Consider the following 25589-nt stretch of genomic DNA (forward strand, 5'->3'; position numbering starts at 1 on the left):
GGATTCAGACTGCCATGATTTTAACGCGATTCACGCTATGAATGTGAGAGCGGTCACGGCATGAAAATAATTATCATGACATTTGAATTTGATTGGTAAAAATTACCATCAGTGTGATTCACTCGTGGAGATTTTTATCATGTCACTGTCCGAGAAGACGGGAAGCCGCCCGTTTTTCGAAAAGGCGCAGCGTTTTGGCAAATCATTTATGTTGCCCATCGCCGTCTTGCCTGCTGCAGGGTTGTTACTGGGGATTGGTGGCTCGCTCTCCAATCCGAACACGCTGGTTGCCTATCCATTCCTTGATGTGCCCTGGTTACAGGGGCTGTTTATGTTGATGGCCGATGCCGGTGCCATTGTGTTTGCCAACCTGGCGGTACTGTTTGCCGTGGGGGTTGCAGTGGGGCTGGCCCGCTCTGACAAGGGGACCGCCGGTCTCTCTGCGTTGCTGGCCTATCTGGTAATGAATGCCAGTATCAGCACCTTGCTCAAGCTCTCCGATACCTTGGCGAGCGGCAATCTGGGGGCAGCAGGTCAAGGGATGGCGCTCGGGATCCAGACGCTGGAGACCGGCGTATTCGGTGGCGTGGTGGTCGGACTGATGAGCTATTGGCTGCACAGCCGCTACAACAAGGTGCAACTGCCGCAGTTTTTGGGCTTTTTTGGCGGTTCCCGTTTTGTGCCTATCGTCTGTTCACTCGCGGCCATCGTGCTGGGGTGTGTCATGTATGTCGTCTGGCCCCATTTCCAGAAGCTGATCTTCGGGATGGGTGGGCTGGTCGATGCCACCGGTTATCTTGGTACCTTCATCTATGGCTTTGTGCTGCGGATGCTCGGTCCATTTGGTCTGCACCATATCTTCTATCTCCCGTTCTGGACCACCGCACTGGGTGGCAGCGAGCTGATCAACGGTCATCTGGTGGAAGGAACTCAGCGCATCTTCTTCGCGCAGTTGGCTGATCCCAATACGGTGCAGTTCTATGAGGGCACGGCCCGCTTCATGTCCGGCCGTTTTATCACCATGATGTTTGGCTTGCTGGGCGCATGTCTGGCGATTTATCACTGCGCTCGGCCCGAGAACAAAAAGCGGGTGGCAGGCCTGCTCATCTCGGCTGCCCTGACTTCATTCCTGACCGGGATCACCGAACCTATCGAGTTTTCATTCCTGTTTATTGCACCGCCGCTCTATGTGTTGCACGCCTTCTTCGACGGTCTGGCATTCATGCTGGCGCACATGCTCAACATCACTATCGGGCAAACTTTCTCCGGTGGCTTTATTGATTTCATGCTGTTTGGTGTGTTGCAAGGCCAAGCTAAAACCAACTGGATGCTGGTTCCGTTGGTGGGCATTCCCTGGTTCTGCCTCTACTACCTTTCATTCCGTTTCATGATCCCGCGCTTCAAGTTCAAAACACCGGGACGCGAAGATCAGCAGGAAGAGACAACGGAAGCTGTCGGCGCCGATCGTGCCAAAGCCATCATCATCGGGCTTGGCGGCGCGACCAACATCAAGGATGTGGATTGTTGCGCGACCCGGCTGCGCGTCTCCGTACATAACGGGGAGAGCGTCAGTGAAGGGTTGTTAAAGCAGACTGGAGCACTTGCAGTGATCACCAAGGGCAATGGCATTCAGGTTATCTATGGCCCGCATGTCACCATTATCAAGAACGAGATCGAGGAGTTATTGGGAGCATGAGTTGTACAATGCTAAACCAGATCAAAGGCAAGTTAATCGTTTCCTGTCAGGCGCTGGAAGATGAACCGCTTCACAGTGACTTCATCATGGGCAAGATGGCACTGGCAGCAGCCCGTGGTGGTGCCAGTGCTATCCGTGCAAACAGCGTGGTGGATATCAAAGCCATCAAGCAGGAGGTCTCTTTGTTAGTCATTGGGATCCTCAAACGGGATTATCCAGGCTCTGATGTCTATATCACCGCAACGATGCAGGAAGTAGATGAGTTAATGGCTGCAGTACCCGAGATCATTGCGATTGATGCCACATTCCATCAACGTCCCGATGGACTGACATTGGGTCAGATGGTGGGGGCAATTCGCGCCCGCTATCCACAGTTACTGCTGATGGCCGACATCGCAACCGTGGAAGAGGCACAGCATGCAGAGGTACTGGGCTTTGACTGTATCGGCACGACGCTTCATGGTTACACAGCCGAGACTCGGGGCCACAAGCTTTATGACAATGATTTTGCCTTTCTGCGCTCTGTGCTTGAGGCGGTCAATAAGCCTGTGATTGCGGAAGGGAACGTCAATACCCCACAAATGGCAGCCCGTTGCTTGCAGTTAGGGGCTCATGCCGTCGTTGTTGGCGGCGCAATTACTCGTCCACAGCAGATAACCGAACGTTTTATCGAAGCGATGGGATTATCATCGTGATGTGAGCAAATGCAAGAGAGGGCCATCAGGCCCTCTCTTGCTATCTATTTTGTTGGTCCGTGCAAACAGCACTGCTTGTACTTCTTGCCGCTGCCACGGGGCACGGCTCGTTGCGGCCAATCTTGATGGGTACAACCACCGGTGGAGGTCGTGCCGGGCGTTCGCTACGTTGTGCCAGAAAGTGGGCATGCAGGATGTTTTTGGCGTTACCTTTTCACTAGCGAGTATCAAGGCAGTAGCGGTAATCCTAACTCCTTGAGAAATTCGTTATGCCGCTGCGTAGCCTGTCTAACCTGTTGGTCCAGTGCTACAAGATCTGCATGCACAGCTGTCAGATTGATCTCCTCTTCTGGCTGGGCTGTGCTCACATAGCGTGAGATATTCAGGTTGAAATCGTTCTTCTCGATTTCGTCCATACTCACACATCGTGCATAGCGGGGTTCTTCCTTGCGGTGCTGGTAGGTGTTGATGATCTTACTGATATGCTCTTCCGTAAGTTGGTTCTGTCGCTTGCCCTTTTCGAAGTCTTCGGCTGCATTGATAAAGAGCACATCGTCTGGCTTCTTGCATTTTTTCAGCACTAATATGCAAACTGGAATGCCGGTCGAATAGAACAAATTCGCCGGTAGTCCAATTACGGTATCGATATGACCATCCTGTATCAGTTTACGACGAATACGCTCTTCAGCCCCACCACGAAACAGTACGCCGTGTGGTAGGATTATGGCCATCACACCGTCATCTTTCAGATAGTGCAAACCATGCAGTAGGAAGGCAAAGTCCGCCGCGCTTTTTGGGGCCACTCCATGGTTTTTGAAGCGCATGTCTTGGCTGGCGGTATCATTAGGGTCCCAGCGATAACTAAATGGTGGGTTAGCGACCACGGCGTCAAACTGTGGCTTCTTCGCTGGGTTGGTTTCGCGCAAGTAGTCCCAGGCATTGGTCAGGGTATCGCCGTGATAAATCTCGAATTCGGAGTCTTTTACCCCGTGCAGCAGCATGTTCATGCGCGCAAGGTTATAAGTGGTGACGTTGTACTCCTGACCATAGATCTTGCCGATACTGCCGCCGGACTCCAGCATACGATGGCGGATGTTGAGCAGCAACGAGCCCGAACCGCAGGTAAAATCGAGCACGTTTTCCAACTTCTTGCGGGGGCCTTCCTTCGGCTCTTGGCTATCGAGTGTCACGATGGCTGATAAAATGTTCGAGACTTGTTGCGGTGTATAGAACTCGCCTGCTTTCTTGCCCGAGCCGGCGGCAAACTGCCCGATCAGATACTCATAAGCATCACCCAAGGTATCGGTCGCAGTAGAGAACAGCGACATACCTTTTGCCAGCTCAGCGATGATTGCGCATAGCTTGGCATTACGCTCCCCGTAGCTGCGTCCCAACTTATCAGAGGCCAAATTGATCTCCGAAAACAGCCCCTGAAAGCTGCTTTGGAACGACTTTTCCTCGATGTATTTAAAACCCTTCTGCAGAGTGTCGAGCAACAAGCCATGCTCGCTCTTCGCCAGGCGGACAATGTTGCCCCACAGGTAATCGGGTTCGATAACGTAATGCACTTTGCGTCGCATCTGCTGCTCGAACTCATCCACGTCAGCCTTATTTTCGTCATACCAGCGGGCAAGTGGTGGGCGAGCAGGGATCTTAAGTTCTTCCAGTTCCTCATCCGGCTCACACTGCGGATAATCAGCCCCCAGCTCCTTCTTAGCCGCTTGTTCATAGTTATCCGAGAGGTAGCGCAGGAACAAGAAAGAGAGCATGTAGTCTCGGAAATCGTCCGCGTTCATCGCGCCGCGCAGTTGGTCGGCAATGGCCCAAAGGGTCTTGCCTAGTTGCTTCTGATCGTGTTCGGTCATGGTTATAGCTGCTTCTTAAAGGTGGTTTCCAGCGTCTTCTGCTTGGTCTTGTCCTGCGTATCCGCCTGACGAGTCTCTTGCTCTTTGCTACGCTGGTCATAATCGAGGTAGCAAGCCGTGGTGGCTCGTTCCATCAGTGTGTGGCTAACCTTGCACGCATGGATAAGCAATGGAAAGCCGTTGGTGCAGCTGGATCTGCTTCACAGTCTTTTGCCTGACGTTCATGTAGCGCCCCCAAAAAGTACCGGACTGAAGGGGTGGGTGGTGATGAATTGGCGCAATGCTCTACCGAGATAATCTTTATTCTCCGGCAGCATTGCCCTTGGCTCATATAGCGAATAGTCGCCGTGGCTCATCAGATCGATCACCCGCTTGTAGCCCGAGTGGTTCGGGTCATCGGCCTCGGGCTTGATGCACTCTTCCCATTTGGCGTAGCCGAAGAAGCAAGCCGTCTGCTCCATCACCCTGCGCAACATATTGAAGTGATGGGTATAGAGTGCACCAGACTGCATGGCCTGATGCAATTCAACGAGCGACGATAGGTGATAGAGAAAGGGAGTACTATCGGTTTCCTGGATTGTAAAACCTCGTCCGCTACCCTCTTTTGTCAAAAAGTACTTCCTCGACTTGTTGATTTCGTTGCACAGAACGTTGAAGAACAACACATGGTGAGTCGACACAACTACTCGCAGGTCTCGCTGTGGCTCTTTTAGCATCTGGGCAAGATGGTGTGCGACCATCACTATGTTGCCCTCGTCCAGTGACGACATCGGATCGTCAATGTAGATATAACGAACCCACTTGTATGCCTCAGCTTGATCAAGCACCAGTTGAACAATGGCCAAGAAGAAGCACCAAATAAAGATGCTCTCTTCGCCTCGAGATACCTTGATCGCAATAGGGTCACCGTTTTTGTCTCGTTCGCGGAAGAACAATACCGCCGGCGGTAACTTAATTTCGGTATTGTCGGTGCGATCCTGCTTGCGGCGGTCGTAGTCGATGTAGAAGCTGAAATCAGAATAGCGTTCCAAGAACTTGCTAATCTTTACTTCCATTTCAAGGTCACGAAGCCCATTGAAAAACTTCGAGTCAGTATTGAGCTCAAGTACCCGCTCTTGATCGTTCTCCAAGTCATTGTCCCAAATGAATAGGTCTTCCGTATACGCGTTGAAGTACAACGTATCGCGCTTCGCGACTTCACCGTTCTCATCGACAACCTTGCCCAGATCTTTAAATGCGGAGGAAAGACGAGTCTTGCCCGTTCCGTTATAGGCATAGAGTAAAATCGGTTTTTTCACTTTCAGCTCATTACGGAGATGCTCCGCCAACCAAATCAAATTGAAGTAGCTCACATTAGCCATGAATTACTTCTCCTCCAGTGACGGGAAAAGTTGTTGCATTAAACCGTTTTTGTGGGACTTAAATGCTGCGAGTTTGTCTATCTCGGTAGCAATCTGTGCATCTAGAGAAGAAAAAAAATCAGCGATCCGTTGCTGCTCGGTGGGAGTCGGAACAGCTAGCTTAAGGGCATTCAAAACATCAGTATTCAACTTTCCAGTACCGTGGCCCGCAATATCGACCATTTTTAACAAGCGTTGCTTATTTCCAAGTAGCAGATGCGCCACAAACAGGCTGTATGTATCACCTTTTGGTATCAACGCCTTTACGTCTTGATTGAAACTCATCTCACGGCGCAATACGCAGATGGGCACGTCTTTAAGTAATGTCATGCCTCTCGTCAGCATGAGCACCGTGCCGCCCGGAACCAACGTGGCACCATTGTTGACTGCTGTGACAGATATGTGATCCTCCGAATCGTCCAAGAAGAGTCGCTTCATGTCTTTTGCGGATACCCAAGGAATCGAGCCATTCCAGAACTCAGGGTTAGCCTTCGATGGGGTGCCACCTGACTTGAGGCGTACCAGACCATCCAAAGTCGTCGGCTCCCACTCCGGCGCATTGCGGAACTCGGGGAAGCGGAGGCGGGGAAGGGTTTCGCCTGGGCGGGGGAAGAGCAGTTGCATCAGGCCCCGCGTATAGGTCTTCAGTGCCTCAACTTTCCGCCCCTGTATAGCAATAAGTTCGTCTAGTGAACTTAGGCAGTCGGCGATCTTTTTTTGCTCGGCCGGCTCACTCGGAAGCGGCAAGCACCCTGACAGGAATACTGTGTTTGTGATCTGAATCGTGTTCTTTGCACCTTTCTGGCACAGAGGTGAAAGAAATGCAGCTGAACGATTGGGAGATTCAAAATATGCCTCAATCATCAAGCCCGCATGCGGATTGACAGGAGTGAATACCCCGTAAAGTGGGGATAGTGCAACTTCACCGTCAAATTTACACTGCTTCACAATGCCAAATGGAAATGCCTTCAACGGACTTTTCGTATAGACCAGATCGAAGCGACGACCCAAGTTGTAATGAGCTGTATCGCTGGCGGCGAAACTCCTTCCTAGGTGTTCAACTTGATTAACGATTCCACTTTCCATCGAAACAGAGAAAACATCCCGCGCGTTAGTATTCTTTAGCTTGTGCTCCGTCAGCGTTTTAGATAGAGGGTCAATTGACCACGGTTCGTCAAAGCCCGGAAACCGCAGCTTCGGCACCACTGTTTTCTTACTATCTTTCACTATCGTTTAGTCCTCGTAGGCCTGCAGGCCCGAAATATCCTGGCCTCCGGCACGCTTTTTCAGCATGGGTACCAGCTCGCTCATCAACGTCAGTTCCTTTTGGGTGCGGGCCTTCCATCCTAGCCCCAGCGGGGCGAGCAGTTCGGTCAGTTGCTCGCCATCGAAGATGCGGCGCTCCAGCACTCGATCTACAAAGGCTTGCAGTGCGGCGGTAGTCAGGCCATGGCGAGCGGCGAGTTCGGCCAGTTCGCGGGCAGCCTTCAGTGCTTTAAATTGCAGGTAACCGGTACGGATGGCTCGCTCATCCAGCCCTTCGCCTGCTTTGAGGCTCAGCACATATTCGGTTATGTCATCGCGCTCGTCGATAAACTTGGCGTCGCTGGCAATCAGGCTGACCAGTTGTTCTCGGCTCATGCTGGCCTTGCCTGGCTTCTTGGTGGAAAAGTCGGCAATTAGCTTGATGATGTAGTCGTAATCAATGGTCGCGGAAGCAAAGAGTACAAACTCGAAATCAAGCTGTGCAATAGCGTCGTCCTTGTCGTTGGTGGCTTGATGGTCTGCGCTGGCACGTTCGTCGCGCAGTCGCCTGGCAGTTTCCAGATACTGGCCACGGAAGGCATTGAGCTCATCAGTCGGCATAATGGCCTGTATGGTTGTTTCCTGCTCGGGCGTCAGGTCGGTGTATTGATCGAGTTGAGTTTGCAGCTTCTGTACGTCCTTGAACGCCTTAACAAATCCTATGCGAGCTTCGTCGCCTTTGAGCTGGGCGATCTCTTCGGGTTTACCGGAAAGTCCGTACGCTTGCATGAAGCTTTGCAGGAAGCTCTTGGCTTGTTGCAACTTTTCAATCACAACAGGGGCCTTGTCCACTAGCCATATTTCACGCGCCCGCGCTTCATCTTTTTTGCCAGAGAAAAGTGCGATAGCCGCATCGACGGCATCCTGCTGGCCACGAAAATCGAGGATATGGCCATAAGGCTTGGTGTCGTTCAACACGCGGTTGGTTCGGCTAAATGCCTGGATCAAGCCATGGTGCTTGAGATTTTTGTCGACATACAAGGTGTTGAGGTACTTGCTGTCAAAACCGGTAAGCAACATGTCGACGACAATGGTGATGTCAATTTTGTGCTGCGCGGCGCCGGGGTTGGCTTTACGCAGGTCGGCATTTGGCCATTGCTGGTCTTTGATCCGTTGTTGCACGTCCTGATAGTAGAGATCGAACTCTTCAAGATGGTGGTTAGTACCAAAGCGGGCGTTGTAGCTGGCGATGATGGCCGAGAGCGCGGCCTTCTTGGCATCTGGCTCCTGTTGGTTGTCTTCTAGCTCGGTGGGCAAGTCTTCCTGCAGTTGGCGCACATCGGCACTTACATCACCGGGCGGTGAAAATACAGCCGCGATGTTAAGCGGCAAGAAGTCGACATCGGTCTGCTGTTTCTGTGTCTGGATCTCGTCAAATAGGCGGTGATATTCGATAGCATCGTTGATCGATGACGTGGCGAAGATGGCGTTGAACTTGCGTCCACCCGTAGCGGCATCGTGCTTGGCGAGGATGGCCTCGACGATGGCGCGCTTGGCCAGTGTTTCACCTTGTCTAGGAAGGTTTTTGCCATCAGGCTTGAAGTAATCAACATGAAATTTCAACACATTACGATCTTCAATCGCGTGAGTGATAGTGTATTCATGTAGCGACTGCTGGAAGAGATCTGTCGTGGTCTTTAGTCGCTGAATATCGTTGTCCGGATTCGTGTCATCACGGGCAATCTGTTTAATGGTGGCATTCTCATCAAAGATAGGCGTGCCGGTAAAGCCAAAGAGCTGCGCCTTGGGGAAGAAGTCTTTGATGGTCTGGTGGTTGTCGCCAAATTGCGAGCGGTGGCATTCATCGAAGATAAAAACGATGCGTTTGTCGCGTAGTGCTTCTAGCTGGTCAACATAAGTAGTGAGCCCGCGTTTTTCGCGGCTCTTGTTACGTTTACTGTTCTCATTGAGCGCCAAGCCCAACTTCTGGATAGTGCAGACGATGACCTTGTCGGCAGGTTCATCTGACAGCAACCGGTTAACCAACTCGTTAGTGTTGGTGTTGCTCTCGACGCAGCCTTCCTGGAAGCGATTGAATTCCTCTCTGGTCTGGCGATCGAGGTCTTTACGATCTACGACAAACAGACATTTCTCTATGGTTGGATTAGACTTCAGCAGCGTCGATGCCTTGAAACTGGTCAACGTCTTGCCGCTACCAGTGGTGTGCCAGATATAACCATTTCCGCTGTTCTCATCAATGCACTTGACGATGTTCTGGACGGCATAGATCTGATAAGGGCGCATCATCAACAGCTTCTGTTCGCTGGCTACTAGAACCATATAGCGGCTAATCATCTGCCCTAGTGTACATTTGGGCAGAAAAGTCTCTGCGAAATGATCCAGCCCGTTAATCGGGGTGTTGTCGGGCGCAGCGAATTGGTAAACAGGCAGGAAGCGCTCGTCCGCGTTAAAGCTGAAGTGTCGCGCATTGTTATTGGCGAAGTAGTAGGTTGAATCCCGATTGCTGACGATAAACACCTGCATGAAGCACAGTAGTGTGCGAGTGAAGCCGTTGCCAGGGTCATTTTTGTATTCGACGATTTGCTCAATGGCTCTGCGTGGGTTGATGCCGAGTGTTTTGAGCTCGATCTGCACAACGGGCACACCATTGATAAGCAGGATGACATCGAAACGGTGGTGGCTATAGTCGGTGCTGATGCGCAACTGATTGATAACTTCATAGTTGTTCTTACACCAGTCGTCGATATTCACCAAGGTGTAGTTCAACGGTGTACCATCCTCGCGAATGAAGCTGTTGCGTGTGCGCAAGAGCTGAGCCGCAGTAAACACATCTGGTGTGACGATCTCTTCAAGCAGGCGGGCGAACTCTTCATCGGTCAGATTGACGCGGTTGAGCTGCTGGAATTTTTCACGAAAGTTAGCCTCTAACGACGCTCTGTCACGAATGTCGGGACGTGACGTGTATTTGAGCTCACCCAACTTAGCGATGAGAGCCTGTTCGATCTGCTGTTCTGTTGTGGTCATGAATCAGTTTCTGCCGTCATGGATGGTGGGTGTCGTGGTCAGGCGGTGTTCTGTATTTGTACTAGGTGCCTCTCAAGCGCCCGATTTTGCAAGGCGGGATTATACCTTTTTCAAGATAATTCTCATGTGCTGTAATCCCAAAAAGCATCTCCATTCGAAAATCGCCACTCCAGCATGAGCATTTGAGTTTCCGCCGTTCGCTGATCGGTTTCGGATGATCCTGGGCCATATTCAACGCTAGACGACGCAACAGCGCAAAGTCCTCTACTGCTCACCTGTCTCCCAGCAGCCCCATGGACGAGCGGTGGTTTAGCGCCCGCTTGGTAAGAAGTCAGACAACTGAGCGGGGGTGGGGGGGGTAAAGCATAGTGCTGACAGATTCGATCGAATGCCTCGCGCAAATAGCGAGTGGCACCTTCGGCCAATACTTTGAGCACAGTAGGCATCATTGCTTGGCAGGGTTTCTTTCAATGGGTAACCAGATCGAGATAACAACCGCTCATCTTGCCACAGCTGGAGCCATTTGGTCTCGAAGACTCTGGGCTCTGCGTAAAAAAAGCAAAGGGAAGGCCACGAATTGGCCTTCCCCAAGACCCACACACTTATCACGGACGAGTAGGTGCAAAAATGTTACCTCAAGCGGATTTGTGATCACGCCTTGCTGCCAGAATTGGCTTCCATGTTGGTCGCAGGGTAAATTGCTATGTAGAGATATCCATGGCTACCCAGGGTATCGGCTTCGCAGGTGAAGCCGCCGTGCTGGAGAATGATACAGTGCTGACGTTGGGCATCCAGTTCGCCGGTCAGCTGCTTAGCTTCCAGTGCCTTGATGATCTCAGGGAAAGCCTGGTCGAGCTTGTCAATCTGCATCAGGCTCCACTCACCGATCAGACTGGCTCGGTCAGATAGAAAATCGAGCCGGTAGCGACTCTGTATCAGACGAGCGCCAAAGCGTGGAGAGATATCACGCGGCAGACCCCAGCTGATGCTGGGGAGCGGAGTGAGAGTCTGGCGCTCTGGAGAGTGCGTGGCAGAGTATGTGGGATGGGTTGTGGTCATGATTAGCGATACCTCATTTGAATGACGATGATGGTGCCGGGCGCGTTGTGGCGCTGGCGCAATCTGGTCAGATGCTCCGAGAGTTCTGTCAGGCTGGCCAGTCGCCCCCGGTATAGCCGGGAGAGATTGATGTAGTCGGGATGGTGCACCGTGATGGTCACCTGATGCCCTGGCTGCCAGAGGCTAAACAGGCGGGCTTTGGCCTCTTTGATGGTGGTGATGCCGGGAGCGGGTAACGTCTGCCGGTTGCGCAGGTGCAGCTTGTTGAGCTCGGGGGCATAGCGATGCACCTCGAGTCCAGTGATAAGACGGGTCATGTTCGGTGACTCTAATGATGCCAAGGGCCAGCCTGTGAGGGCTGGCCCTTTATGTTGTTTGTTGATGAGTGAGACAGTGGGGCGTCAACGAGCGCAGTCAGCCGTCTCATTGATAACCGGCTTGCAATTGAGCCGGTCCAGCAGATGCAGCGAGCCGTACTGGGCTACCAGCCGGTCTATGGCCATCTGGGCGCAGGCCGCTCTGCTGGGCTTATTCTCAGGTATGGCGTAACGAGCGGTGAGCCAGCCACCGAGCAGCGCGATGCGGTAACCACTCGGAATATGGGTAAGCGACGTACCGACGCCCCTGCCGTGAATGAGAAATGGCACTGCTTGGCCGCCGATGTCGATATCGATGCGCTGGCCCTTGAGCTCAAAGGTAGTGAGCTCGCCGGTTTGCGGATGTTTGCCGGGCACCTTGATGGTGATGTTCTTCGTCATGTCACACCTCCGGCTTAGCTTCAAAGTGGCGGGTCACAACGCCCACTTCCGGGTCGATGCTAATAAACGCCGGGGCTTGCGGATGGTACTGGTAGAGCCGCGCCAATTCAGCGCGAAACGCCTCGACGTTCGGTGCAATCACATGACTGGTATCCCCTTCGGCGTAGGTAAAGGTTTCCAGCTTCTCTGTGTGAATCCAGATGCCGAAGAACCAGGCATCCTCCACGGTGTCGTATTGCTGCCAGCCCTGGGCCAGCAGCGTGCGGTCGTAGTAATAGCGGTCAGCCTGATGGCTCCCCCGGTCGATGCGGCAACCCGTCACAGTGAGCTCAAACGGGATACAGCCCGCCTTGTGGGCTTTCTTGACCCGGCGCAGAAGCTTGAGGGCCTTGGCTCTGCTACGGCCATTACCGAGCGGTTGCGGCTGCCTGGCCCGTAATGCCAGGTGGGTCATTATCTTCGGTGCAGTGTTGTGGTTGAGCTGGCCGATAGCGGCGGTGAGTTGTCGGGCGGACAGAGTCTTGTAATCACGTAAGTCATGCATGGTGGGGTTTCCTTCAAATGCAAACAGCCCCTCGGCGTGAGGGGCTGCATGGGGTCATATGTGTGCTGTCGGCGTTGTCATGGTCATGTGTGGCTACTCCAATCCGGCGCATCGTTGCTGCCATGGTTGACGTAGGCACCCACAATGGTGCGTCGCCACTCCCCAACGGGATAGCCGAGGTCGTTGCACTCACGCTCCCACCACGCAAAGTTAATCTCGCGGGGCAGGTTGTCCACCATGTCCAGTGGACTCACGAACAGCGTGGTCTTGTGCATCGTTGGCACTGGCTTGATCTTGTCGGGGCCAGTGCGCTTGCCGGTCTCGTCATAGTCGTGTGCCCACTTCGGGAAGGTGAGCTGATAGGTAATGAGCCGATGCAAATCCCCATGTGCGCTCATTGCCTGAGCGACTGCGACCTGAGTGAAGCTATCGTTGAATTCGATCATGGGTGTTTCTCTCTTTCTGCAGGTGAACGGTAAGCCGCTGCCAGCAGCGCAAACTGTTCGACCAGGTAACTGATGCTGATGCCCAGTTCATCGCTGACTCCATCCCCCAGACGGTGATGCAGGTGTGCCATGTCATCGGCGATACGTTGGGCTAGGTGGGCCGTTGAGCTCGGTGGTGAGCTTGTCACCGTCAGGGTGATGGAGAGAGCCATCACATCTCCCCCCAGGGTGCTTGCTCCCACAGTGACAGCCGGGTCAGCACGTCTTGTGCGAGAGCCTGTTGCAACTGCTGTAGTACCTTCACAAGCCGAGGTGCCTGCTCAGGGCTCCCACTCCATTCGCTCGATTGGTACAGGGCGCAGCAGGTGAATTTGTACAGCGCCACCAGCTCGCTATCGGTGAGTGGTGCTTGGTGGTAACGGTGGGCCAGTTTAAGCGGACTCAGCTTGGTAGAGCGGTGCTGACGTGGCTCCTGACGCCCCAGCTGATAGCGATGCCAGACTGCCCGTCGGTTGGCGATCATCATCAGCCGCACCAGCCGGTCTACCCGCCACGTCCAGGTACTGGTGACATCCATTGGTGAGTTCCACCAGAGGGTGCGCAGCAACTCAAGGGTGTAGTGCGGTGGCATCGGGGCATTGCAAAAGCGGTGTAACTGAACGGCAAAGGCTAGGTAATCCTTGCGATCGATCATGAAAGCAGACATGGGAGTAGCTCCTTGAAATGCAAAAGGCCACCTGCAGTGAGGTGGCCCAGTAGGTAGTGTTGGAATATCCGGATCATGGTGCTGGCGCTGATGATCCAGGTTTGGGATGCTGGCGTTATTCGTGCGCCTGCTCAGTGTCGGGGTGAGCTAGGGCGAACAGGATGGCGTAGAGCGCACAATCAATGCCGTTGACGGCATCGCGATGCGGGTAATAGGGCGGTACGTCTCGGGAGCGCTCAAAGTAGTCACCAAAGCAGCTGAGACACTCGCGTATCTCTACGGTGGATCCCTGCAGCAAGGTCTCTTCAAGCAGCTTGGCATAAACCTCGTCGTCACGCGCCTTGGTGACGGCCTTTTCCAGCAACGTCAGTGCATCCTCGTTGCTGGCGGTTGTCAGGCCATGGCGTAGCTTCTCGAGAGTCTCCTCTAAGGTATAGGGATTGGGTAATCGCATGGTGCTTGTTCCCTCTTGGCGTAGCTGATGCAGCAGCGCATCAATGGCCTCGATGCAGTCGGCCTGGGTAAGTTGGTAACCGTTGGGCAGGTGAGCCACGATAGTGGGCTCGGCCTGCATCTCGACGTTGTCAGCCAGCCAACAGCGCAACTCGATGAGGATGTCGAGGGCGGTGAGGTGGGTTTTGCCTGGGGTTAGAGTCATAGCTGACCTCTTTCGGCCATCGAGACTACGCCTTCGGCACCGACCACCAGATGGTCGAGTAGCCGGATATCGACCAGCACCAAGGCCTCTTTGAGGGCCTGGGTAAAGACCCTGTCAGAATGACTGGGTTCCGGGTCACCGCTGGGGTGATTGTGCACCGCGATGATGGCCCCACAGTTGAGCAGTAAGGCTCGCTTGACCACTTCCCGTGGGTAGATGCTGGCACTGTCCAAGGTGCCACGAAACAGCTCCTCAAAAGCCAGTACGCGATGTTGGGAGTCGAGGAACAGTGCGCCAAACACTTCATGCTCCCGGTCTTGCAGCAGGGTTTGCAGCCGCTCAGCGGCCTCTGTAGTACTGGTGATGGCAGTGCCTTTGGCCAGGCGCTTGCGAGCAATCTGGTTGGCGATACGCAGCAGGTCTTGCTCTGTCACCGGCTCGGTGACCACATAGGTACCGGGGCATTCCCCGGCTTTGAGTTTGTGGTAACGCATGTGGGGTTCTCCAAATAAACAAAACCCCGGCATGCAGAAAGCATGTCGGGGTCAAAGGTCGAGAGGTTGTTGGTTCACTTTGAGGGGGGGTCAGCTGGTCGTGGCTGCGGGACCACTCTGTACCGGTATCAGCGGTTCAGGCACCAACACGTCTAGCGGGATGGCCAGTGCCAGACTTAATCGCTTTGCCAGTTCGTAAGCGGGGCCGACAGTGTCGTAGTCAACTACCCAGGTAGCTAGGGCAAGGCCACTGGTCTCTACCGCCCGCAGGTAGACGCTGTAGCCCTGCACGGTCAGGCCACTGTCGCGCACCACCTGCGTCTCGCCATCTCGATTAATCGCTTCAAGCTCAACGGCGAACGGTTGTTTTGGCATCTTTCGCCTCCTCTTGATGTAAGGAGTCACTATCCACGCGATAGCCGTGATGAATGCAGGTATGCTGCAGGTCGGCCAGAAAGCTGCCCAGTACACGAGGCTGTTCAGAGAGCGGGATGGGGCCTGCTTGGCAGCGCCAGAAACATTGGCGCTTGGGGTCCACGCAGATTTCATCCACGTGCTGGCTCATGGTGCGCCAGTCCTCGGCATTGGTGAGGGAGAGCAGTTGCCACTGCACGCCAGACCAACGTAAGTGCAGCGTGACGGTGCGGGCATGTGGGCTATTAGGGGTCAGGTGCAGCAACCAGCGCTCGCCCTGGCGAGTGGGCTGCAGCTCGGCTTTGGTCGCGACCAGTCCCAGCCACTGACGTGAGTAACGGGAGAGCGGCAGTTCGTTAGTCATCACACACCTCCTACTCCCCGCTGACCTCAACGGTGAAGTATGCCATCCGGCAGTAGGCAACAAAGTTGGTCTGCCACAGGGTGAATAACTCATGGGCCTCTGAGCGCTGAATTGGCCCCCATCCTTGCAAATAGTGTTCGTCATCCAGGAAATTGAAATCGAGCTCCTTGCAGAGCTCGGCATCCTGACCCACTCCCTGATAGCTGAAGTCGGTGACGTAATCGAACAGCCAGCCATCGAGCCCACGGATCAGGCGGATCTCGACGGGGTGAGCCCCTCCCTGCTCGGAGCTATAGGTGGGACTGCGAAAGTTGAAGGTGAGTTGAGTCAGGCGCTCGAAGTTGAGGCCGACAGTGGCGGCTTCCTGATTGAGTAATGCGAGCAGCGCTTGGGCCACGGGCAGGGCAAAGCCGTCCCGGTGAAAAGGAATTGTCATGATGTGTCCTCGGTGAGTGGAAAAGAGGGGCCTTCATGTGGGGTCAGTCTTTGAGCCAATCCCACAGTTTGCTGACGCCATAGGCCGCGACGGCGCCTACTGCAAGGGGAGCTAACAGTGGGGCTGAAACGATGCCGGTCACCGACACCACTGTCACAGCGGCACCACTACCGCCAGCAGTCGTGGCCAGTGTGGTGGCTGCAAGCCCAGCCGTTGCACTGGTGGCTGCTTTACCCAGCGTATGGCGAGCCACCTCAGCTGCCACCACCGTTGCTACAGCGGTTTGCAGCAGCTTTGGGGGATGCTGAACCCCTTCAATGCACCAGATAACAAATTGCTCGCTAGTGGCAAATGGCTGACCTTGTTCACCTTCGCTGAGTCGTGCGTAGGCTCGCGTCAGGCTTTCCTCTCGACTGAACAGGCGTTGGGCATGGGGCTGGACCCTAATGGCGCAGTGCTGACTGAATTCAGCCAGCGAGGTCAGCGCCAGTTGGCCTGAGTGCTCTCCGGAAGGGGATGGTCGACAGTGAATGACCAGGTCATGGCCAACAAAGAGTCCGTGATGGTGGCCTTCAGGCTGCGGTGTTACCAAGTGATCGCCAATAATGAAATGTCGTGTCATGGGGTGATGTTCCTCATCAAGGGGGGGAAATGAAAAAGGGCGTCACCGTGATGGTGACGCCCTTTGGCTTTATTTTTTCTGAGTGGGCTACTTGCCGCCCACGGTGATCTTCAGTGGTTGATGAAACTCGGGTGTGAAGGTGGAAACTGGTAGCCGGGTGACTTCGTTGTGAGCGAGCACCTCGGTCGCCTGAATGATGGTGATGGACTTGGCCTGCTCTACCTGTCCGCAGTCAACCTCCGTAAAGCCACCGCCATAGCGTGTGGCTGAGCTCCCGCCGAAAGGTTCCACTTCTAGTGTTGATTCGGCCAGCGCTTTGCCCTTCTTGTCATTGAATTGCAGCGTGATGTACAGCCGACCAAACTCATCGGCCCCACCGCTATCGAGGGAAAAGTGGTAGGCGCAGACGCCTTGGTTGGCGTAGACGGTGTCAGTGTGCTGGATCGCGAGGTAGCGCTGATCTTCTGCATGGCTGGCGTTTGCCCAGAGCAGTCCACAAGCCATCAGGGCAGCTATCGAGAATCTGGTTGGAACGATATTCATGACTCACCCGTTGTAATAGTCGCAAGTGGAGGTCAACTTCGTGGGCTTGACGGTCCATGTGGCTTTTTGATCCTGCCCACTGTAGATACTCAGGGTTGAGGCGGAGAGGATAGCGTTGACGAGCTGAGTCCACTCAGCTTGGCTTTTGGCTTTACCGGACAGGCGCTTACCATCGACCTCGATCTCCTCGACGGTGCTTGAGGCATCGTAGGCTCTGGTGTATCTGAGCTCGGAGTGCAGTGGCCAGGTTGCCCTCGGCATCTGGTAGGCGCATTTGATCTCCAGTACAGATCGCGAGTAGTCCCGCCCCTGTACCAGGGTATAGCGGGGGCCATAACGCCCCTCTTCGGCCACCCACTGTGCAGGGGGGCCTTTTGGTGCATCCAGCATCTGAGGCTTCTTGGCATTCTCTTCTGCCTTGCTCCAGGACGCTCCTTTACCCGCCTTGCGTACTTCTCCCCACATCCAGGCATCTAGCGGATAACGCTTGATGAGTCGGTCACCGATAATGACATCGACATTGTTCAGCCGATTGTAGGTATTGACCTCGATACTGGCTGAGGCGCTGCAGGTGCCGGTATCCAGTTTCTTAAAGCTGCGACTGGCGTGTTCGGCAACCAGCAGATCGCCAGTGGCACAGCCCGTTTGGGAGCGGTTGTTGACGAGGGCAAGGTAGTGGCTGTTTTTGTAGATCAGCTCACAGGTACGTTTGTAATTACACGCTTGAGCCAAGGTGGTGCCATCACTGTCTTGATAAGACCAGATGTCATTGATGTTGCTGGCCATGACACTCGGTGCAGTGACTGCCAGGGTGAGCAATGGAACGAGTCGTTTCATGAGAACTCCTGTTGGTAGTAAGTCGTAGAGAAGGGGATAACCCTAGTCCGGTGAGATAGGCAGAAAATGCCCAATAACAACCTTTTGGGTTGATCCTCACCTTTTGTGGTTCTTCATGTCAACGAGTCCACACCCAACCATAGGGGTTGACTGGAGGACTTATGACAGATATCAACTTTGAGCAGTTAGCCAAGAACGTAGGTAAGGCGATTGGGCGTCAGCGTAACCAGGCCGGGTTTACCCAGGAGCAGGTAGCTGAACACCTCAATATCGGGATGGAAGCTGTCTCGCGAATGGAGCGAGGGATTGTGGTGCCGACAGTGGTGCGGCTGGCAGAGCTCGCTCAACTGTTTGGTTGTGAGCTGGCGGACTTTCTGCGTGAGACCAGTAACCGGCCCACTGAACAGGGTATTGTGCTGAGTAAGCAATTGGCCCTGCTCGATGACGCCGACCGGGCTTTGTTACTAGAGACAGTCGAGCGGTTGGTTAGCCGTCTAGCCAGAGGTTAACGCAAACATTTCCCTGAGAGCACATCGTGTTTTCTGTGATGCGATAAATGGTAAAAGGGACTGCTCTATGCAGTCCCTCGGCTATGTTCACTACAGTAAAATATATCTGTAATTTCGTTTAATCGATGTGATTATTAAATACGACTGCATCCGAAGTTACGATAGCCATCATGAAAGGATTTGCTTTTGGCTTTGGTCATGTAATGGATGCGGTTCATGAACTCGGCCGGATAAATGTCTCGATCTACGGCCTCCTTATGGAGAGTGTATTTCCCGTTGGTGGGATAGTGGACTAAGTATTGCCCCTCATCTGGATGCAGCTTTAATGCGCTGCACCACGCTGTCGTTATCATGGTTCTGAGGGTGCTGTTTTCAATGTTGTAATCTCCGAGATGGAAGAAGGCGTCTTTGTTGAATAGTAGGAGTACGTGGAAATGGCGCTTCCCTGTTTGGCTGAATTCACGCACCCAGGCATAACGAAGCGTGTTGGGATAAACCCGTTTACCTGCTTTGGCGTTTCGCTGTTGGTGGGCTGCTATTTTTGAATTTAGAGAGTTAATGAAGTTATTCATGACACACCCTTGGTTCTTGTGAAGGCTCGTTAACATATCGCCATGGTTGATAATGGCTGGGTCATGTAAATCAACCCGCAACACTAAGGTTCTCGGATGCGTTACGAGAGCTGCGCGGATAAGGTCAATAATACGGGTGTAGTAGTCCAGGATATGGGGGCCAAAGATGGTCTGATAATATTTCATGTTGTTAATTCCTATATGGATTCATGTTTTCAGGTGCGAGCGTGTACTTTCCCCCAGTGGGGAATAGATGCTGCGGGTATCGTGATATTCCTAATGCCCCCTTACAGGGGCTGAGCGCTATAGTGCGTTGTATCCTCCCTCGTGAATATATTCTTCATCAGACACTTCTCCCTATTAGAAGGGGGTGACGTTATCTCAGTCATGCAGTTTTATAAGCAGCTATCACTGTATTCATGTGGTCTGGTAGTTGCTCATGGCTGATACTCTACGCCTATGGGCGTGCTAGCTATCAGACTATGGGTTGTCTGTGTAAATTAAAGGTGGTTTATCCATTTGCCGTATCCTATAGGGTTCCCCTCTCCATGACCTTAGTCATGGAGAGTATTGATAGGGTATTATGTAGGGTTGTTGATATAGCGCTATTGATATGGTGTTTATATATAATAACTATCCAACAGACTTATATCCCTTAAAGCCAAGTGTGACACAGGATTGATAGTGAAATATCACTCATTAATTAGTGGTAGAGTATTTTCTATCACGCATCTAGACCAATATCGTTTAACCGTTGATATACTGATGTTCAGTGCCGTTGCTGTATTAGCTTGTGTCATGCCTAAGAGCCGACATTGTTGAATAGCATTAGCAAAATGACTGCCCTTGGGCCTTCCGGGTTTACACTTATGCTCCTCGTTCATCGGTCTAACGTACCTCTCAAGGGTGAATGGAATGGGACTGTACTACCGATAAAGCAGAGGCTCACGGGGTATGCAAAGTGTCGTTTCTGCTTACACATGGTGTCATTAACCCTCCTTTTTGCCTATAGATTGAACAACGCTATTTCTGTGCCTATCTCCTTACGTTACGACCTCCTGCCCGAAGAGATTGATGATGATAGCTTTATCCATCGTCAGTTTTTGTTTTTTTACGTCGGTCGCCTTTATTACGGGCGTCATAATCACCGTATCATCAACGTAGTAGATCGGTACCCAGCAAACACAAGGGGCAGATAGTGTTACCTGATGCTTCTTTAGTGCTTCTGTAAGTCCATGTGCGATGACATCAAGCATGGGCAATGGCGCCGAGTATGCAAAATCAAAGAAATAACCATCATATTCCGATTGATTGATAAGCAGCGTGTTTGACAGCCCTCCAGCTTTCCGTAATTTGTGTGACACCCGTCTGTCGGTATAGATGAAGATAGCTTTTTCAACGTTCGTCTTACTGACAATATTTTCAAGCATTTCCTTGATATAGGTTATTTCATCTTGTTCCATGCCAGCTTTGTTTTTCTGATGCTCATGGATCTGGTAGTCAATAATATTCTGGGGGTGTCGAATTTTCATCATCCATATCTGATGGAAATGTTCTTCTGCGCTGATTGAAAATTGTTGTTTTGGCAGCAAGTAATCTTGCTGCCCCAGCACATTCGTTAATTCATACTCAAGATTACTTGCCGCATTGTAATGCGTGTTGATGCACTTCAGTCTCGGCACTAAGGCGTTCAGTAGGCTTGAAATAACTGCCGAGCGAGAAAGTTTTTTAACTCGGCAATAATTATCTATCTCACAAATAGTCGAATCTCTATCTGCTTGAAACGTGATACGTTTAGGCATATGTCATCCTTTGGGTTTTACAATAATCTGGCAGGTACAGCTGATATAATTCGAATGCGAAGAGAAGATATTTATCCGCGATTCAATACCCACTCATCGAGTTCAGATTCAATCCAACCCACGGACTGTTTGCCTAAGCGCCTGGGACGAGGCAAGGTCGGGTCGTATCGGGGGGAGTTGGGGTTGAGCCAGTCATAAACGGTTGAGCGTGCAACGCCTAATTTATCTTCGACGGCGGGCATTCGTAATACCTTCACTCTGGGTTGTGTAACCATGGTTTGCGCTCCTCTTGGTCGGTTGACTTTCGACGAGGGCAAGATTAGCGTTTTCACTTGGCATCGAAAATACGTGTGCTAACCAACAAATTTTACGTACAACAAAAAACGATAAGTGATTGATTTATGGCTGAATTTTTATTGGGCGTGTTGGCTTCTGAGTACGAAGAACGTCTAAATGACCTGAGAGTGCTCTGCGCTCATGCAGAGTGGGCCCAGAGCAAGGCATGGTTGGCGTCAACAGATATATTGTTGAAGAACTACTCTGTTGATGAAAGAAATGAGAAAATACATCTTTATATTTTCTGGAAGCCGGTCCATAACGTGGAAGACATTGCGTATATTGAATATGTCACCACGTTTGGTCGCCCCAAGAAAGATTTCCCCGAGCGGATATGGGAGTACAGCAACATCGCAGCACTCTATTATGTCTGGAGCCAGAAGCTAAAAAAAACACAGTCAGACGAAGCGTGCAAAGCTCTCTTGGGAGCAATACGTGTATTGATGAAATTGATTGGTTTACTAGAGGCTCTTGATATCGCCCATATTCAAGAAATTCGAGAAAAAAAGAAAATGGTGGCGAGGGAGAAGGGAGGGAAAGTAAAGAATGAGCGCTATGACAGCGTGAAGCAAGAGATAGTCAGGCTGTTGCAGGGTGAAGACCCTGGGAAGTATGAAACGAAGCAAAAGGCAGCAGAGTCGATATCTGAGGAGATTTGGCTTTTCTGTAAGCGTTTGACGGTAGAAATTGATGCCGAAAATAAAAAATTGCCAACTTTTCAGCAAACCAGGAAGGCTCCAGGGTTGGCAGAAGGCAATCTCATCAGGCAGATGCTAGATTGGTCTCGTAAGGACGAGGTTGTATCAGCAGCCTTCAATCGTGTCGTCCAACCCAGAAAAGGGCGCAGGAGTGCTAGAACAAAAGTGGAATGCTCAGATGATGTGAGTGAATAAGTCTGTTTTGCGCAAAGATATGCCCACCATGCAGATTAAACTGCTGCATGTGCAAGCATTGCCGGTATATCTGCACAGACTGAGCAGGAACTTGCTCAAAGCTGAGCGGTCGGAGTGCTGGTTTGAGATAAGTGGCTGATAAATAAAAGAACAATAAAGTGGCATGGTCGCTGCTAAGGCTGGTTGAGTGCTATCTCGTTTAACCAACCTATTTAGGAGCATACACATGCCAACTCCATGTTATATCAGCATCGAAGGTAAAACCCAGGGCAACATCACCGCCGGTGCTTTCACTTCTGACTCCGTCGGCAACATCTTCGTACAAGGTCACGAAGACGAGATGCTGGTACAAGAGTTTAAGCACGTTGTCACCGTCCCGACTGACCCGCAATCTGGTCAGCCTGCCGGTCAGCGTGTCCACAAGCCGTTCAAGTTCACCGTTGCCCTGAACAAAGCCGTACCGCTGATGTACAACGCGCTGGCTTCCGGCGAGATGCTGCCGAAAGTGACCCTGAAGTGGTACCGCACCTCCGTTGAGGGCAAGCAGGAGCACTTCTTCTCTACCGTGCTGACCGATGCCACCATCGTCGACATCGACTGCCAGATGCCGCACTGCCAGGATCCGGCGAAGTCTGACTTCACCCAGCTTATCCAGGTCTCTCTGGCTTACCGCAAGATTGACTGGGAGCACACCGTTGCCGGTACCTCTGGTGCTGATGACTGGCGCGCGCCCATCGAGGCATAAGCCTGACGTTCTAACTTCGTTATTCCCTGTATTAGGTTTCGTATCTTGTGGCCGGTGTGCACCGGCCTTTTATCGCCTATTTCTCCGGACAGTCTTGGGCTGCCGGAGTTTTTCTGCTTTGCCATCCCCCTGCCTACCAGTTGAACCGTGTTGGTGAATGCGGAGTGATAGCAAAGCAATAAGGGGTGTTCTGTTATGCAGACACAAACAGCGGATTACCCGTCATGTTACTTATCTTTGGTGACCGCTTGTGTACCAGAGAGGGCTGTAGCGTGGTGTTTTGACAGGTTTTTGGTGCAGTTTCGAAAGGTGATAGGGAGATATCATGGCTAATCAGACCGGATTGCAATTCACCGTTAAGGTGGGCGCGCTGCCTGCCCCCACCTTTGCTGTGGCAAGCTTTGAGCTTAACGAAGGGCTCAATCGTCCATTTGACCTTCATCTCGAGTTGGCCAGTCTACTGAGTGACATTGATTTCGGTGCCGTGTTGGATCAGCCCTGTGAACTGCTGGTGTGGTTTGAGGGGGATCTTCTGCGCCGTGTCAGTGGCGTGGTGGCCCAATTTGCTCAGGGCGATACTGGGTTTCGTCGTACCCGATACAGCATGGTAGTGAAGCCTGCACTATGGCGACTTTCCTTACGTACCAATGCCCGCATCTTCCAGGCGAAGAAGCCCGAAGAGATCCTCTCCATCTTGCTGCAAGAACACGGTATTACCGACTATGCCTTTGCCCTGAAAAACGTGCATGCCCAGCGCGAATACTGCGTTCAGTACCGTGAGAGCGATTTGGCTTTTTTGAACCGGCTAGCGGCTGAAGAGGGGATGTTCTACTTCCACGAATTTGAAGCAGGCAAGCACCGGCTCGTTTTTGCCGACGATGCTGCTGCGCTGCAGGAAGGGCCCGCCCTCTTTTTCAATCTGGCCAATCAAGGGTTGCAGCAGGGTGCGTTTGTGCGCCGGTTCCATTATCAGGAAGCGGTGCGTCCAAGCGATGTAGAGCTCAAAGACTACAGCTTCAAGACCCCGGCTTATGGCCTGTCTCACAAAAAAATGGGGGCTGAGCTGGAACACCAGCGTGATAGCTACCAGCACTTCGACTATCCCGGTCGCTTCAAGCAGGACCCAAGCGGCAAGGCGTTTGCTCAGCATCGACTGGATGCGCTGCGAGCCGACGCGGTGACGGGAAATGGACACTCGACAGAGGCGGGGTTGATGCCTGGACTGAGTTTCGAACTATCGGAACACCCTGCACCTGCACTCAACATTGCCTGGCAAGTAGTGCATGTGACACACACCGGTAAGCAGCCTCAAGCATTGGAGGAAGAAGGTGGTAGCGAGCCCACAGTGTATTACAACGATTTTGGGGTAGTAAAGGCTACCACCACCTGGCGTGCGCAGATGCCCCATAAGCCTCTGGTTGATGGGGCGCAGATTGCCACTGTTGTGGGGCCTGCGGGGGAAGAAATCTACTGCGATAAATATGGTCGCATCAAGCTGCAGTTCCCTTGGGACAGGTATGGCGCCAGCGATGAGCACAGCTCCTGCTGGGTAAGGGTCGGTCAGGCCTGGGCCGGAGGTGGCTATGGCATGATGGCCATTCCGCGCATTGGGCATGAGGTCATTGTGAGCTTCCTTGAGGGGGACCCTGACCAGCCCATCGTCATTGGCCGCACCTATCACGCAACCAACCTTCCTCCAGAGGGGTTGCCAGCTAACAAAACCCGCATGTCACTGCGCAGCAACACCCACAAGGGCAAAGGCTTTAACGAACTTCGTTTTGAAGATAAAGCAGGCCAGGAAGAGGTGTTCCTCCACGCTCAACATGACATGAATACGGTGGTGCTTAACAACCGCTCAACCTCTGTTAATGCCAATCACACGGAACAGGTTGGCGGGAGTCAAACCGTTGCCGTTCAGGGTAACCAGACGGTGTCGGTCAAGCTGGACCAGGTGACAGAAGTGCAGGGTGAGCAAACCGTAGCGGTCACCAAAAATCGCAGCACCATGGTCAATGACAATGAATCGCTGCAGGTGAAGAACAATATCGCCATCCAATCGCAGGATGGGGACATTCTCATTGCCACAGCCGGTGGTTATATCGCCATCGACAAAGAGGGCAACATCGCCATTACCGGCAAGGGGCTCGTGTTGAACGGCACCCGTATTGATTTGAATTAAGGATGTGACATGTATCAGATGAATGAAGGTGCGCTGTTGATACCACAGCAATGGCGCGATGAGTCCCTCCATGTGTTTGTATTGCCGGGCGATACAGTCAATCTGGTGGTCAATCGTTCACCGTTCGAGTTTGGATTGGCGCCAGAGACTGTCTATCAACAGACGCTTTCGCAATTTGCGGCTCACCTCAAGGGTTATCAGGAATTGGCCAACTGGGAAACACTGCTGGATGGGCAAGCCGCTCCTGTCATTGAGTACACCTGGCGCTCGACCGAGGGGCCGATGCACCAGGTGGTGGTGATGCAGGTGAGGGGGACGTTGCTGCTGACCTTTACCATCACGGCAGCTGGCACTTTGCAAGATGAACAGAAACAAGCCTTGCTTGACGTGATTGCAACCTTTAAAGCGGCGGGCTAAGGGGGGGGCATGCTTGGCGATATCTTAACGCGGGTAGCGCGAGTTGGTGCGATGCATGCGGGAAACCGCCCCTCGCCCCCCACTGATAGACCCAAACCAGGTGAGGGCAAGCCGCCCACGTCCCCTGGAAAAATGATTAAGCACAAGAGTTTCTTGGGCGCTTTGGCGGGGGCGATAGCAGGTGCCCTGGTGGCGGCTGCAGTCTTTGCTGTGGCTGCTGCGGTAGTAACGGCTGCCGTCGCCTTGACGGGGGTGACTGGGGGGATGGGGCTAGCGGTGGTGGGGGGGGTCGCCAAGCTTGGCCTGGGC

Annotated in this window: 30 protein-coding genes; 7 read left to right on the plus strand and 23 right to left on the minus strand. The window is 52.7% G+C overall.

Annotation, left to right across the window (positions count from 1 at the left end; translation table 11 throughout):
* The first annotated feature begins 139 nt into the window (after positions 1–139).
* Both BN1143_RS10225 and BN1143_RS10230 read left to right on the plus strand, forming a co-directional pair.
* Positions 140–1696, plus strand: a complete 1557-nt coding sequence (locus BN1143_RS10225; RefSeq protein WP_042050489.1) for a PTS transporter subunit EIIC — start codon at positions 140–142, stop codon at positions 1694–1696.
* A gap of 8 nt (positions 1697–1704) precedes the next feature.
* Positions 1705–2391: an N-acetylmannosamine-6-phosphate 2-epimerase gene (locus BN1143_RS10230; RefSeq protein ID WP_197069861.1), complete on the plus strand. Its 687-nt coding sequence runs from the start codon at positions 1705–1707 to the stop codon at positions 2389–2391.
* A gap of 227 nt (positions 2392–2618) precedes the next feature.
* Here the strand turns inward: BN1143_RS10230 and BN1143_RS10235 are convergent, their stop codons facing one another.
* The 20 genes from BN1143_RS10235 to BN1143_RS10325 all read right to left on the minus strand — a co-directional run bounded on the left by BN1143_RS10235 (position 2619) and on the right by BN1143_RS10325 (position 17827).
* Positions 2619–4256 carry a type I restriction-modification system subunit M gene (locus BN1143_RS10235; protein WP_042050493.1) on the minus strand — a complete coding sequence of 546 codons (1638 nt, stop codon included), beginning with the start codon at positions 4254–4256 and terminating at the stop codon, positions 2619–2621.
* Positions 4257–4258: 2 nt separating this feature from the next.
* Positions 4259–4390: a hypothetical protein gene (locus tag BN1143_RS22850; RefSeq protein WP_268811956.1), complete on the minus strand. Its 132-nt coding sequence runs from the start codon at positions 4388–4390 to the stop codon at positions 4259–4261.
* An 87-nt stretch (positions 4391–4477) separates the two neighbouring features.
* Complete coding sequence (locus BN1143_RS10240; protein WP_042050495.1) at positions 4478–5617, minus strand: AAA family ATPase; 1140 nt, start codon at positions 5615–5617, stop codon at positions 4478–4480.
* Positions 5618–5620: 3 nt separating this feature from the next.
* On the minus strand, positions 5621–6883 hold the full coding sequence (locus BN1143_RS10245; protein ID WP_197069862.1) for a restriction endonuclease subunit S: 1263 nt from the start codon (positions 6881–6883) through the stop codon (positions 5621–5623).
* Between the two features lie 6 nt (positions 6884–6889).
* On the minus strand, positions 6890–9946 hold the full coding sequence (locus tag BN1143_RS10250; RefSeq protein WP_042050499.1) for a type I restriction endonuclease subunit R: 3057 nt from the start codon (positions 9944–9946) through the stop codon (positions 6890–6892).
* A gap of 651 nt (positions 9947–10597) precedes the next feature.
* Entirely contained in the window at positions 10598–11005 is a 408-nt protein-coding gene (locus BN1143_RS10255; protein ID WP_082038505.1) for a type IV toxin-antitoxin system YeeU family antitoxin, read from the minus strand.
* 2 nt (positions 11006–11007) lie between these two features.
* Positions 11008–11322, minus strand: a complete 315-nt coding sequence (locus tag BN1143_RS10260) for a hypothetical protein (RefSeq protein WP_042050500.1) — start codon at positions 11320–11322, stop codon at positions 11008–11010.
* A gap of 84 nt (positions 11323–11406) precedes the next feature.
* Complete coding sequence (locus BN1143_RS10265; protein ID WP_042050502.1) at positions 11407–11763, minus strand: hypothetical protein; 357 nt, start codon at positions 11761–11763, stop codon at positions 11407–11409.
* Between the two features lies 1 nt (position 11764).
* Entirely contained in the window at positions 11765–12307 is a 543-nt protein-coding gene (locus BN1143_RS10270) for a hypothetical protein (protein WP_042050504.1), read from the minus strand.
* An 83-nt stretch (positions 12308–12390) separates the two neighbouring features.
* Positions 12391–12753, minus strand: a complete 363-nt coding sequence (locus BN1143_RS10275; RefSeq protein ID WP_042050506.1) for a hypothetical protein — start codon at positions 12751–12753, stop codon at positions 12391–12393.
* Positions 12750–12965: a hypothetical protein gene (locus BN1143_RS10280; RefSeq protein WP_042050507.1), complete on the minus strand. Its 216-nt coding sequence runs from the start codon at positions 12963–12965 to the stop codon at positions 12750–12752. The genes BN1143_RS10275 and BN1143_RS10280 overlap by 4 nt, the downstream gene beginning before the upstream one ends.
* On the minus strand, positions 12965–13459 hold the full coding sequence (locus BN1143_RS10285; protein WP_042050508.1) for a hypothetical protein: 495 nt from the start codon (positions 13457–13459) through the stop codon (positions 12965–12967). The genes BN1143_RS10280 and BN1143_RS10285 overlap by 1 nt, the downstream gene beginning before the upstream one ends.
* 115 nt (positions 13460–13574) lie before the next feature.
* The gene (locus BN1143_RS10290) at positions 13575–14117 is read right to left on the minus strand and encodes a hypothetical protein (protein ID WP_042050509.1); all 543 of its coding nucleotides are present in this window, start codon (positions 14115–14117) and stop codon (positions 13575–13577) included.
* On the minus strand, positions 14114–14611 hold the full coding sequence (gene radC / locus BN1143_RS10295; RefSeq protein ID WP_042050511.1) for a RadC family protein: 498 nt from the start codon (positions 14609–14611) through the stop codon (positions 14114–14116). Before radC ends, BN1143_RS10290 begins: the two co-directional genes overlap by 4 nt.
* A 90-nt stretch (positions 14612–14701) precedes the next feature.
* Complete coding sequence (locus tag BN1143_RS10300; RefSeq protein ID WP_042050513.1) at positions 14702–14986, minus strand: hypothetical protein; 285 nt, start codon at positions 14984–14986, stop codon at positions 14702–14704.
* Entirely contained in the window at positions 14961–15389 is a 429-nt protein-coding gene (locus BN1143_RS10305) for a hypothetical protein (protein WP_042050514.1), read from the minus strand. Before BN1143_RS10305 ends, BN1143_RS10300 begins: the two co-directional genes overlap by 26 nt.
* A gap of 10 nt (positions 15390–15399) precedes the next feature.
* A complete protein-coding gene (locus BN1143_RS10310) occupies positions 15400–15825 on the minus strand; it encodes a DUF2787 domain-containing protein (RefSeq protein ID WP_042050516.1) in 426 nt (141 codons plus the stop codon).
* Positions 15826–15868: 43 nt separating this feature from the next.
* Positions 15869–16447: a lecithin retinol acyltransferase family protein gene (locus BN1143_RS21945; protein WP_082038506.1), complete on the minus strand. Its 579-nt coding sequence runs from the start codon at positions 16445–16447 to the stop codon at positions 15869–15871.
* An 87-nt stretch (positions 16448–16534) separates the two neighbouring features.
* On the minus strand, positions 16535–16990 hold the full coding sequence (locus tag BN1143_RS10320) for an IrmA family protein (protein WP_042050519.1): 456 nt from the start codon (positions 16988–16990) through the stop codon (positions 16535–16537).
* 3 nt (positions 16991–16993) lie between these two features.
* A complete protein-coding gene (locus BN1143_RS10325) occupies positions 16994–17827 on the minus strand; it encodes a hypothetical protein (protein ID WP_042050520.1) in 834 nt (277 codons plus the stop codon).
* A 161-nt stretch (positions 17828–17988) separates the two neighbouring features.
* Between BN1143_RS10325 and BN1143_RS10330 the strand changes: the two genes are divergently transcribed.
* Positions 17989–18336: a helix-turn-helix domain-containing protein gene (locus BN1143_RS10330; RefSeq protein ID WP_042050521.1), complete on the plus strand. Its 348-nt coding sequence runs from the start codon at positions 17989–17991 to the stop codon at positions 18334–18336.
* Between the two features lie 134 nt (positions 18337–18470).
* Here BN1143_RS10330 and BN1143_RS10335 read toward each other — a convergent pair whose 3' ends face one another.
* From BN1143_RS10335 to BN1143_RS21950, 3 genes are all read right to left on the minus strand, one after another.
* Positions 18471–19094 (minus strand): inovirus Gp2 family protein, encoded by a 624-nt coding sequence (locus tag BN1143_RS10335; RefSeq protein WP_042050522.1) that lies wholly within the window; start codon positions 19092–19094, stop codon positions 18471–18473.
* An 857-nt stretch (positions 19095–19951) separates the two neighbouring features.
* Positions 19952–20710, minus strand: coding sequence for a hypothetical protein (locus BN1143_RS10340; protein WP_017788607.1), 759 nt, complete (start codon positions 20708–20710; stop codon positions 19952–19954).
* Positions 20711–20781: 71 nt separating this feature from the next.
* Complete coding sequence (locus BN1143_RS21950) at positions 20782–20985, minus strand: helix-turn-helix transcriptional regulator (protein ID WP_080631501.1); 204 nt, start codon at positions 20983–20985, stop codon at positions 20782–20784.
* A 126-nt stretch (positions 20986–21111) separates the two neighbouring features.
* Between BN1143_RS21950 and BN1143_RS22760 the strand changes: the two genes are divergently transcribed.
* The 4 genes from BN1143_RS22760 to BN1143_RS10360 all read left to right on the plus strand — a co-directional run bounded on the left by BN1143_RS22760 (position 21112) and on the right by BN1143_RS10360 (position 25280).
* Complete coding sequence (locus BN1143_RS22760) at positions 21112–21939, plus strand: hypothetical protein (RefSeq protein ID WP_231570581.1); 828 nt, start codon at positions 21112–21114, stop codon at positions 21937–21939.
* 226 nt (positions 21940–22165) lie between these two features.
* Positions 22166–22684 (plus strand): type VI secretion system effector Hcp1, encoded by a 519-nt coding sequence (hcp1, locus tag BN1143_RS10350; RefSeq protein ID WP_042050523.1) that lies wholly within the window; start codon positions 22166–22168, stop codon positions 22682–22684.
* A 325-nt stretch (positions 22685–23009) separates the two neighbouring features.
* Positions 23010–24863, plus strand: coding sequence for a type VI secretion system Vgr family protein (locus tag BN1143_RS10355; RefSeq protein ID WP_042050525.1), 1854 nt, complete (start codon positions 23010–23012; stop codon positions 24861–24863).
* Between the two features lie 9 nt (positions 24864–24872).
* Positions 24873–25280: a DUF1795 domain-containing protein gene (locus tag BN1143_RS10360; protein ID WP_042050526.1), complete on the plus strand. Its 408-nt coding sequence runs from the start codon at positions 24873–24875 to the stop codon at positions 25278–25280.
* Positions 25281–25589: the final 309 nt, after the last annotated feature.

The sequence above is a fragment of the Aeromonas dhakensis genome (assembly GCF_000820305.1).
Classification (GTDB): Bacteria; Pseudomonadota; Gammaproteobacteria; order Enterobacterales; family Aeromonadaceae; genus Aeromonas; species Aeromonas dhakensis.

Bases quoted from the DNA above. Each gene is read 5' to 3' on its own strand.
- BN1143_RS10265 (WP_042050502.1), bottom strand. From the start codon at position 11,763: ATGACGAAGAACATCACCATCAAGGTGCCCGGCAAACATCCGCAAACC.
- BN1143_RS10330 (WP_042050521.1), top strand. From the start codon at position 17,989: ATGACAGATATCAACTTTGAGCAGTTAGCCAAGAACGTAGGTAAGGCG.
- BN1143_RS10240 (WP_042050495.1), bottom strand. From the start codon at position 5,617: ATGGCTAATGTGAGCTACTTCAATTTGATTTGGTTGGCGGAGCATCTC.
- BN1143_RS10355 (WP_042050525.1), top strand. From the start codon at position 23,010: ATGGCTAATCAGACCGGATTGCAATTCACCGTTAAGGTGGGCGCGCTG.
- BN1143_RS10320 (WP_042050519.1), bottom strand. From the start codon at position 16,990: ATGAATATCGTTCCAACCAGATTCTCGATAGCTGCCCTGATGGCTTGT.
- BN1143_RS10305 (WP_042050514.1), bottom strand. From the start codon at position 15,389: ATGACTAACGAACTGCCGCTCTCCCGTTACTCACGTCAGTGGCTGGGA.
- hcp1 (WP_042050523.1), top strand. From the start codon at position 22,166: ATGCCAACTCCATGTTATATCAGCATCGAAGGTAAAACCCAGGGCAAC.
- BN1143_RS22850 (WP_268811956.1), bottom strand. From the start codon at position 4,390: ATGGAACGAGCCACCACGGCTTGCTACCTCGATTATGACCAGCGTAGC.
- BN1143_RS21950 (WP_080631501.1), bottom strand. From the start codon at position 20,985: ATGGTTACACAACCCAGAGTGAAGGTATTACGAATGCCCGCCGTCGAA.
- radC (WP_042050511.1), bottom strand. From the start codon at position 14,611: ATGCGTTACCACAAACTCAAAGCCGGGGAATGCCCCGGTACCTATGTG.
- BN1143_RS10285 (WP_042050508.1), bottom strand. From the start codon at position 13,459: ATGTCTGCTTTCATGATCGATCGCAAGGATTACCTAGCCTTTGCCGTT.
- BN1143_RS10235 (WP_042050493.1), bottom strand. From the start codon at position 4,256: ATGACCGAACACGATCAGAAGCAACTAGGCAAGACCCTTTGGGCCATT.
- BN1143_RS10290 (WP_042050509.1), bottom strand. From the start codon at position 14,117: ATGACTCTAACCCCAGGCAAAACCCACCTCACCGCCCTCGACATCCTC.
- BN1143_RS10325 (WP_042050520.1), bottom strand. From the start codon at position 17,827: ATGAAACGACTCGTTCCATTGCTCACCCTGGCAGTCACTGCACCGAGT.
- BN1143_RS22760 (WP_231570581.1), top strand. From the start codon at position 21,112: ATGGCTGAATTTTTATTGGGCGTGTTGGCTTCTGAGTACGAAGAACGT.
- BN1143_RS10260 (WP_042050500.1), bottom strand. From the start codon at position 11,322: ATGACCCGTCTTATCACTGGACTCGAGGTGCATCGCTATGCCCCCGAG.
- BN1143_RS10270 (WP_042050504.1), bottom strand. From the start codon at position 12,307: ATGCATGACTTACGTGATTACAAGACTCTGTCCGCCCGACAACTCACC.
- BN1143_RS10340 (WP_017788607.1), bottom strand. From the start codon at position 20,710: ATGCCTAAACGTATCACGTTTCAAGCAGATAGAGATTCGACTATTTGT.
- BN1143_RS10275 (WP_042050506.1), bottom strand. From the start codon at position 12,753: ATGATCGAATTCAACGATAGCTTCACTCAGGTCGCAGTCGCTCAGGCA.
- BN1143_RS10250 (WP_042050499.1), bottom strand. From the start codon at position 9,946: ATGACCACAACAGAACAGCAGATCGAACAGGCTCTCATCGCTAAGTTG.
- BN1143_RS10300 (WP_042050513.1), bottom strand. From the start codon at position 14,986: ATGCCAAAACAACCGTTCGCCGTTGAGCTTGAAGCGATTAATCGAGAT.
- BN1143_RS10280 (WP_042050507.1), bottom strand. From the start codon at position 12,965: ATGGCTCTCTCCATCACCCTGACGGTGACAAGCTCACCACCGAGCTCA.
- BN1143_RS10255 (WP_082038505.1), bottom strand. From the start codon at position 11,005: ATGACCACAACCCATCCCACATACTCTGCCACGCACTCTCCAGAGCGC.
- BN1143_RS10310 (WP_042050516.1), bottom strand. From the start codon at position 15,825: ATGACAATTCCTTTTCACCGGGACGGCTTTGCCCTGCCCGTGGCCCAA.
- BN1143_RS10360 (WP_042050526.1), top strand. From the start codon at position 24,873: ATGTATCAGATGAATGAAGGTGCGCTGTTGATACCACAGCAATGGCGC.
- BN1143_RS10335 (WP_042050522.1), bottom strand. From the start codon at position 19,094: ATGAAATATTATCAGACCATCTTTGGCCCCCATATCCTGGACTACTAC.
- BN1143_RS10225 (WP_042050489.1), top strand. From the start codon at position 140: ATGTCACTGTCCGAGAAGACGGGAAGCCGCCCGTTTTTCGAAAAGGCG.
- BN1143_RS10230 (WP_197069861.1), top strand. From the start codon at position 1,705: ATGCTAAACCAGATCAAAGGCAAGTTAATCGTTTCCTGTCAGGCGCTG.
- BN1143_RS21945 (WP_082038506.1), bottom strand. From the start codon at position 16,447: ATGACACGACATTTCATTATTGGCGATCACTTGGTAACACCGCAGCCT.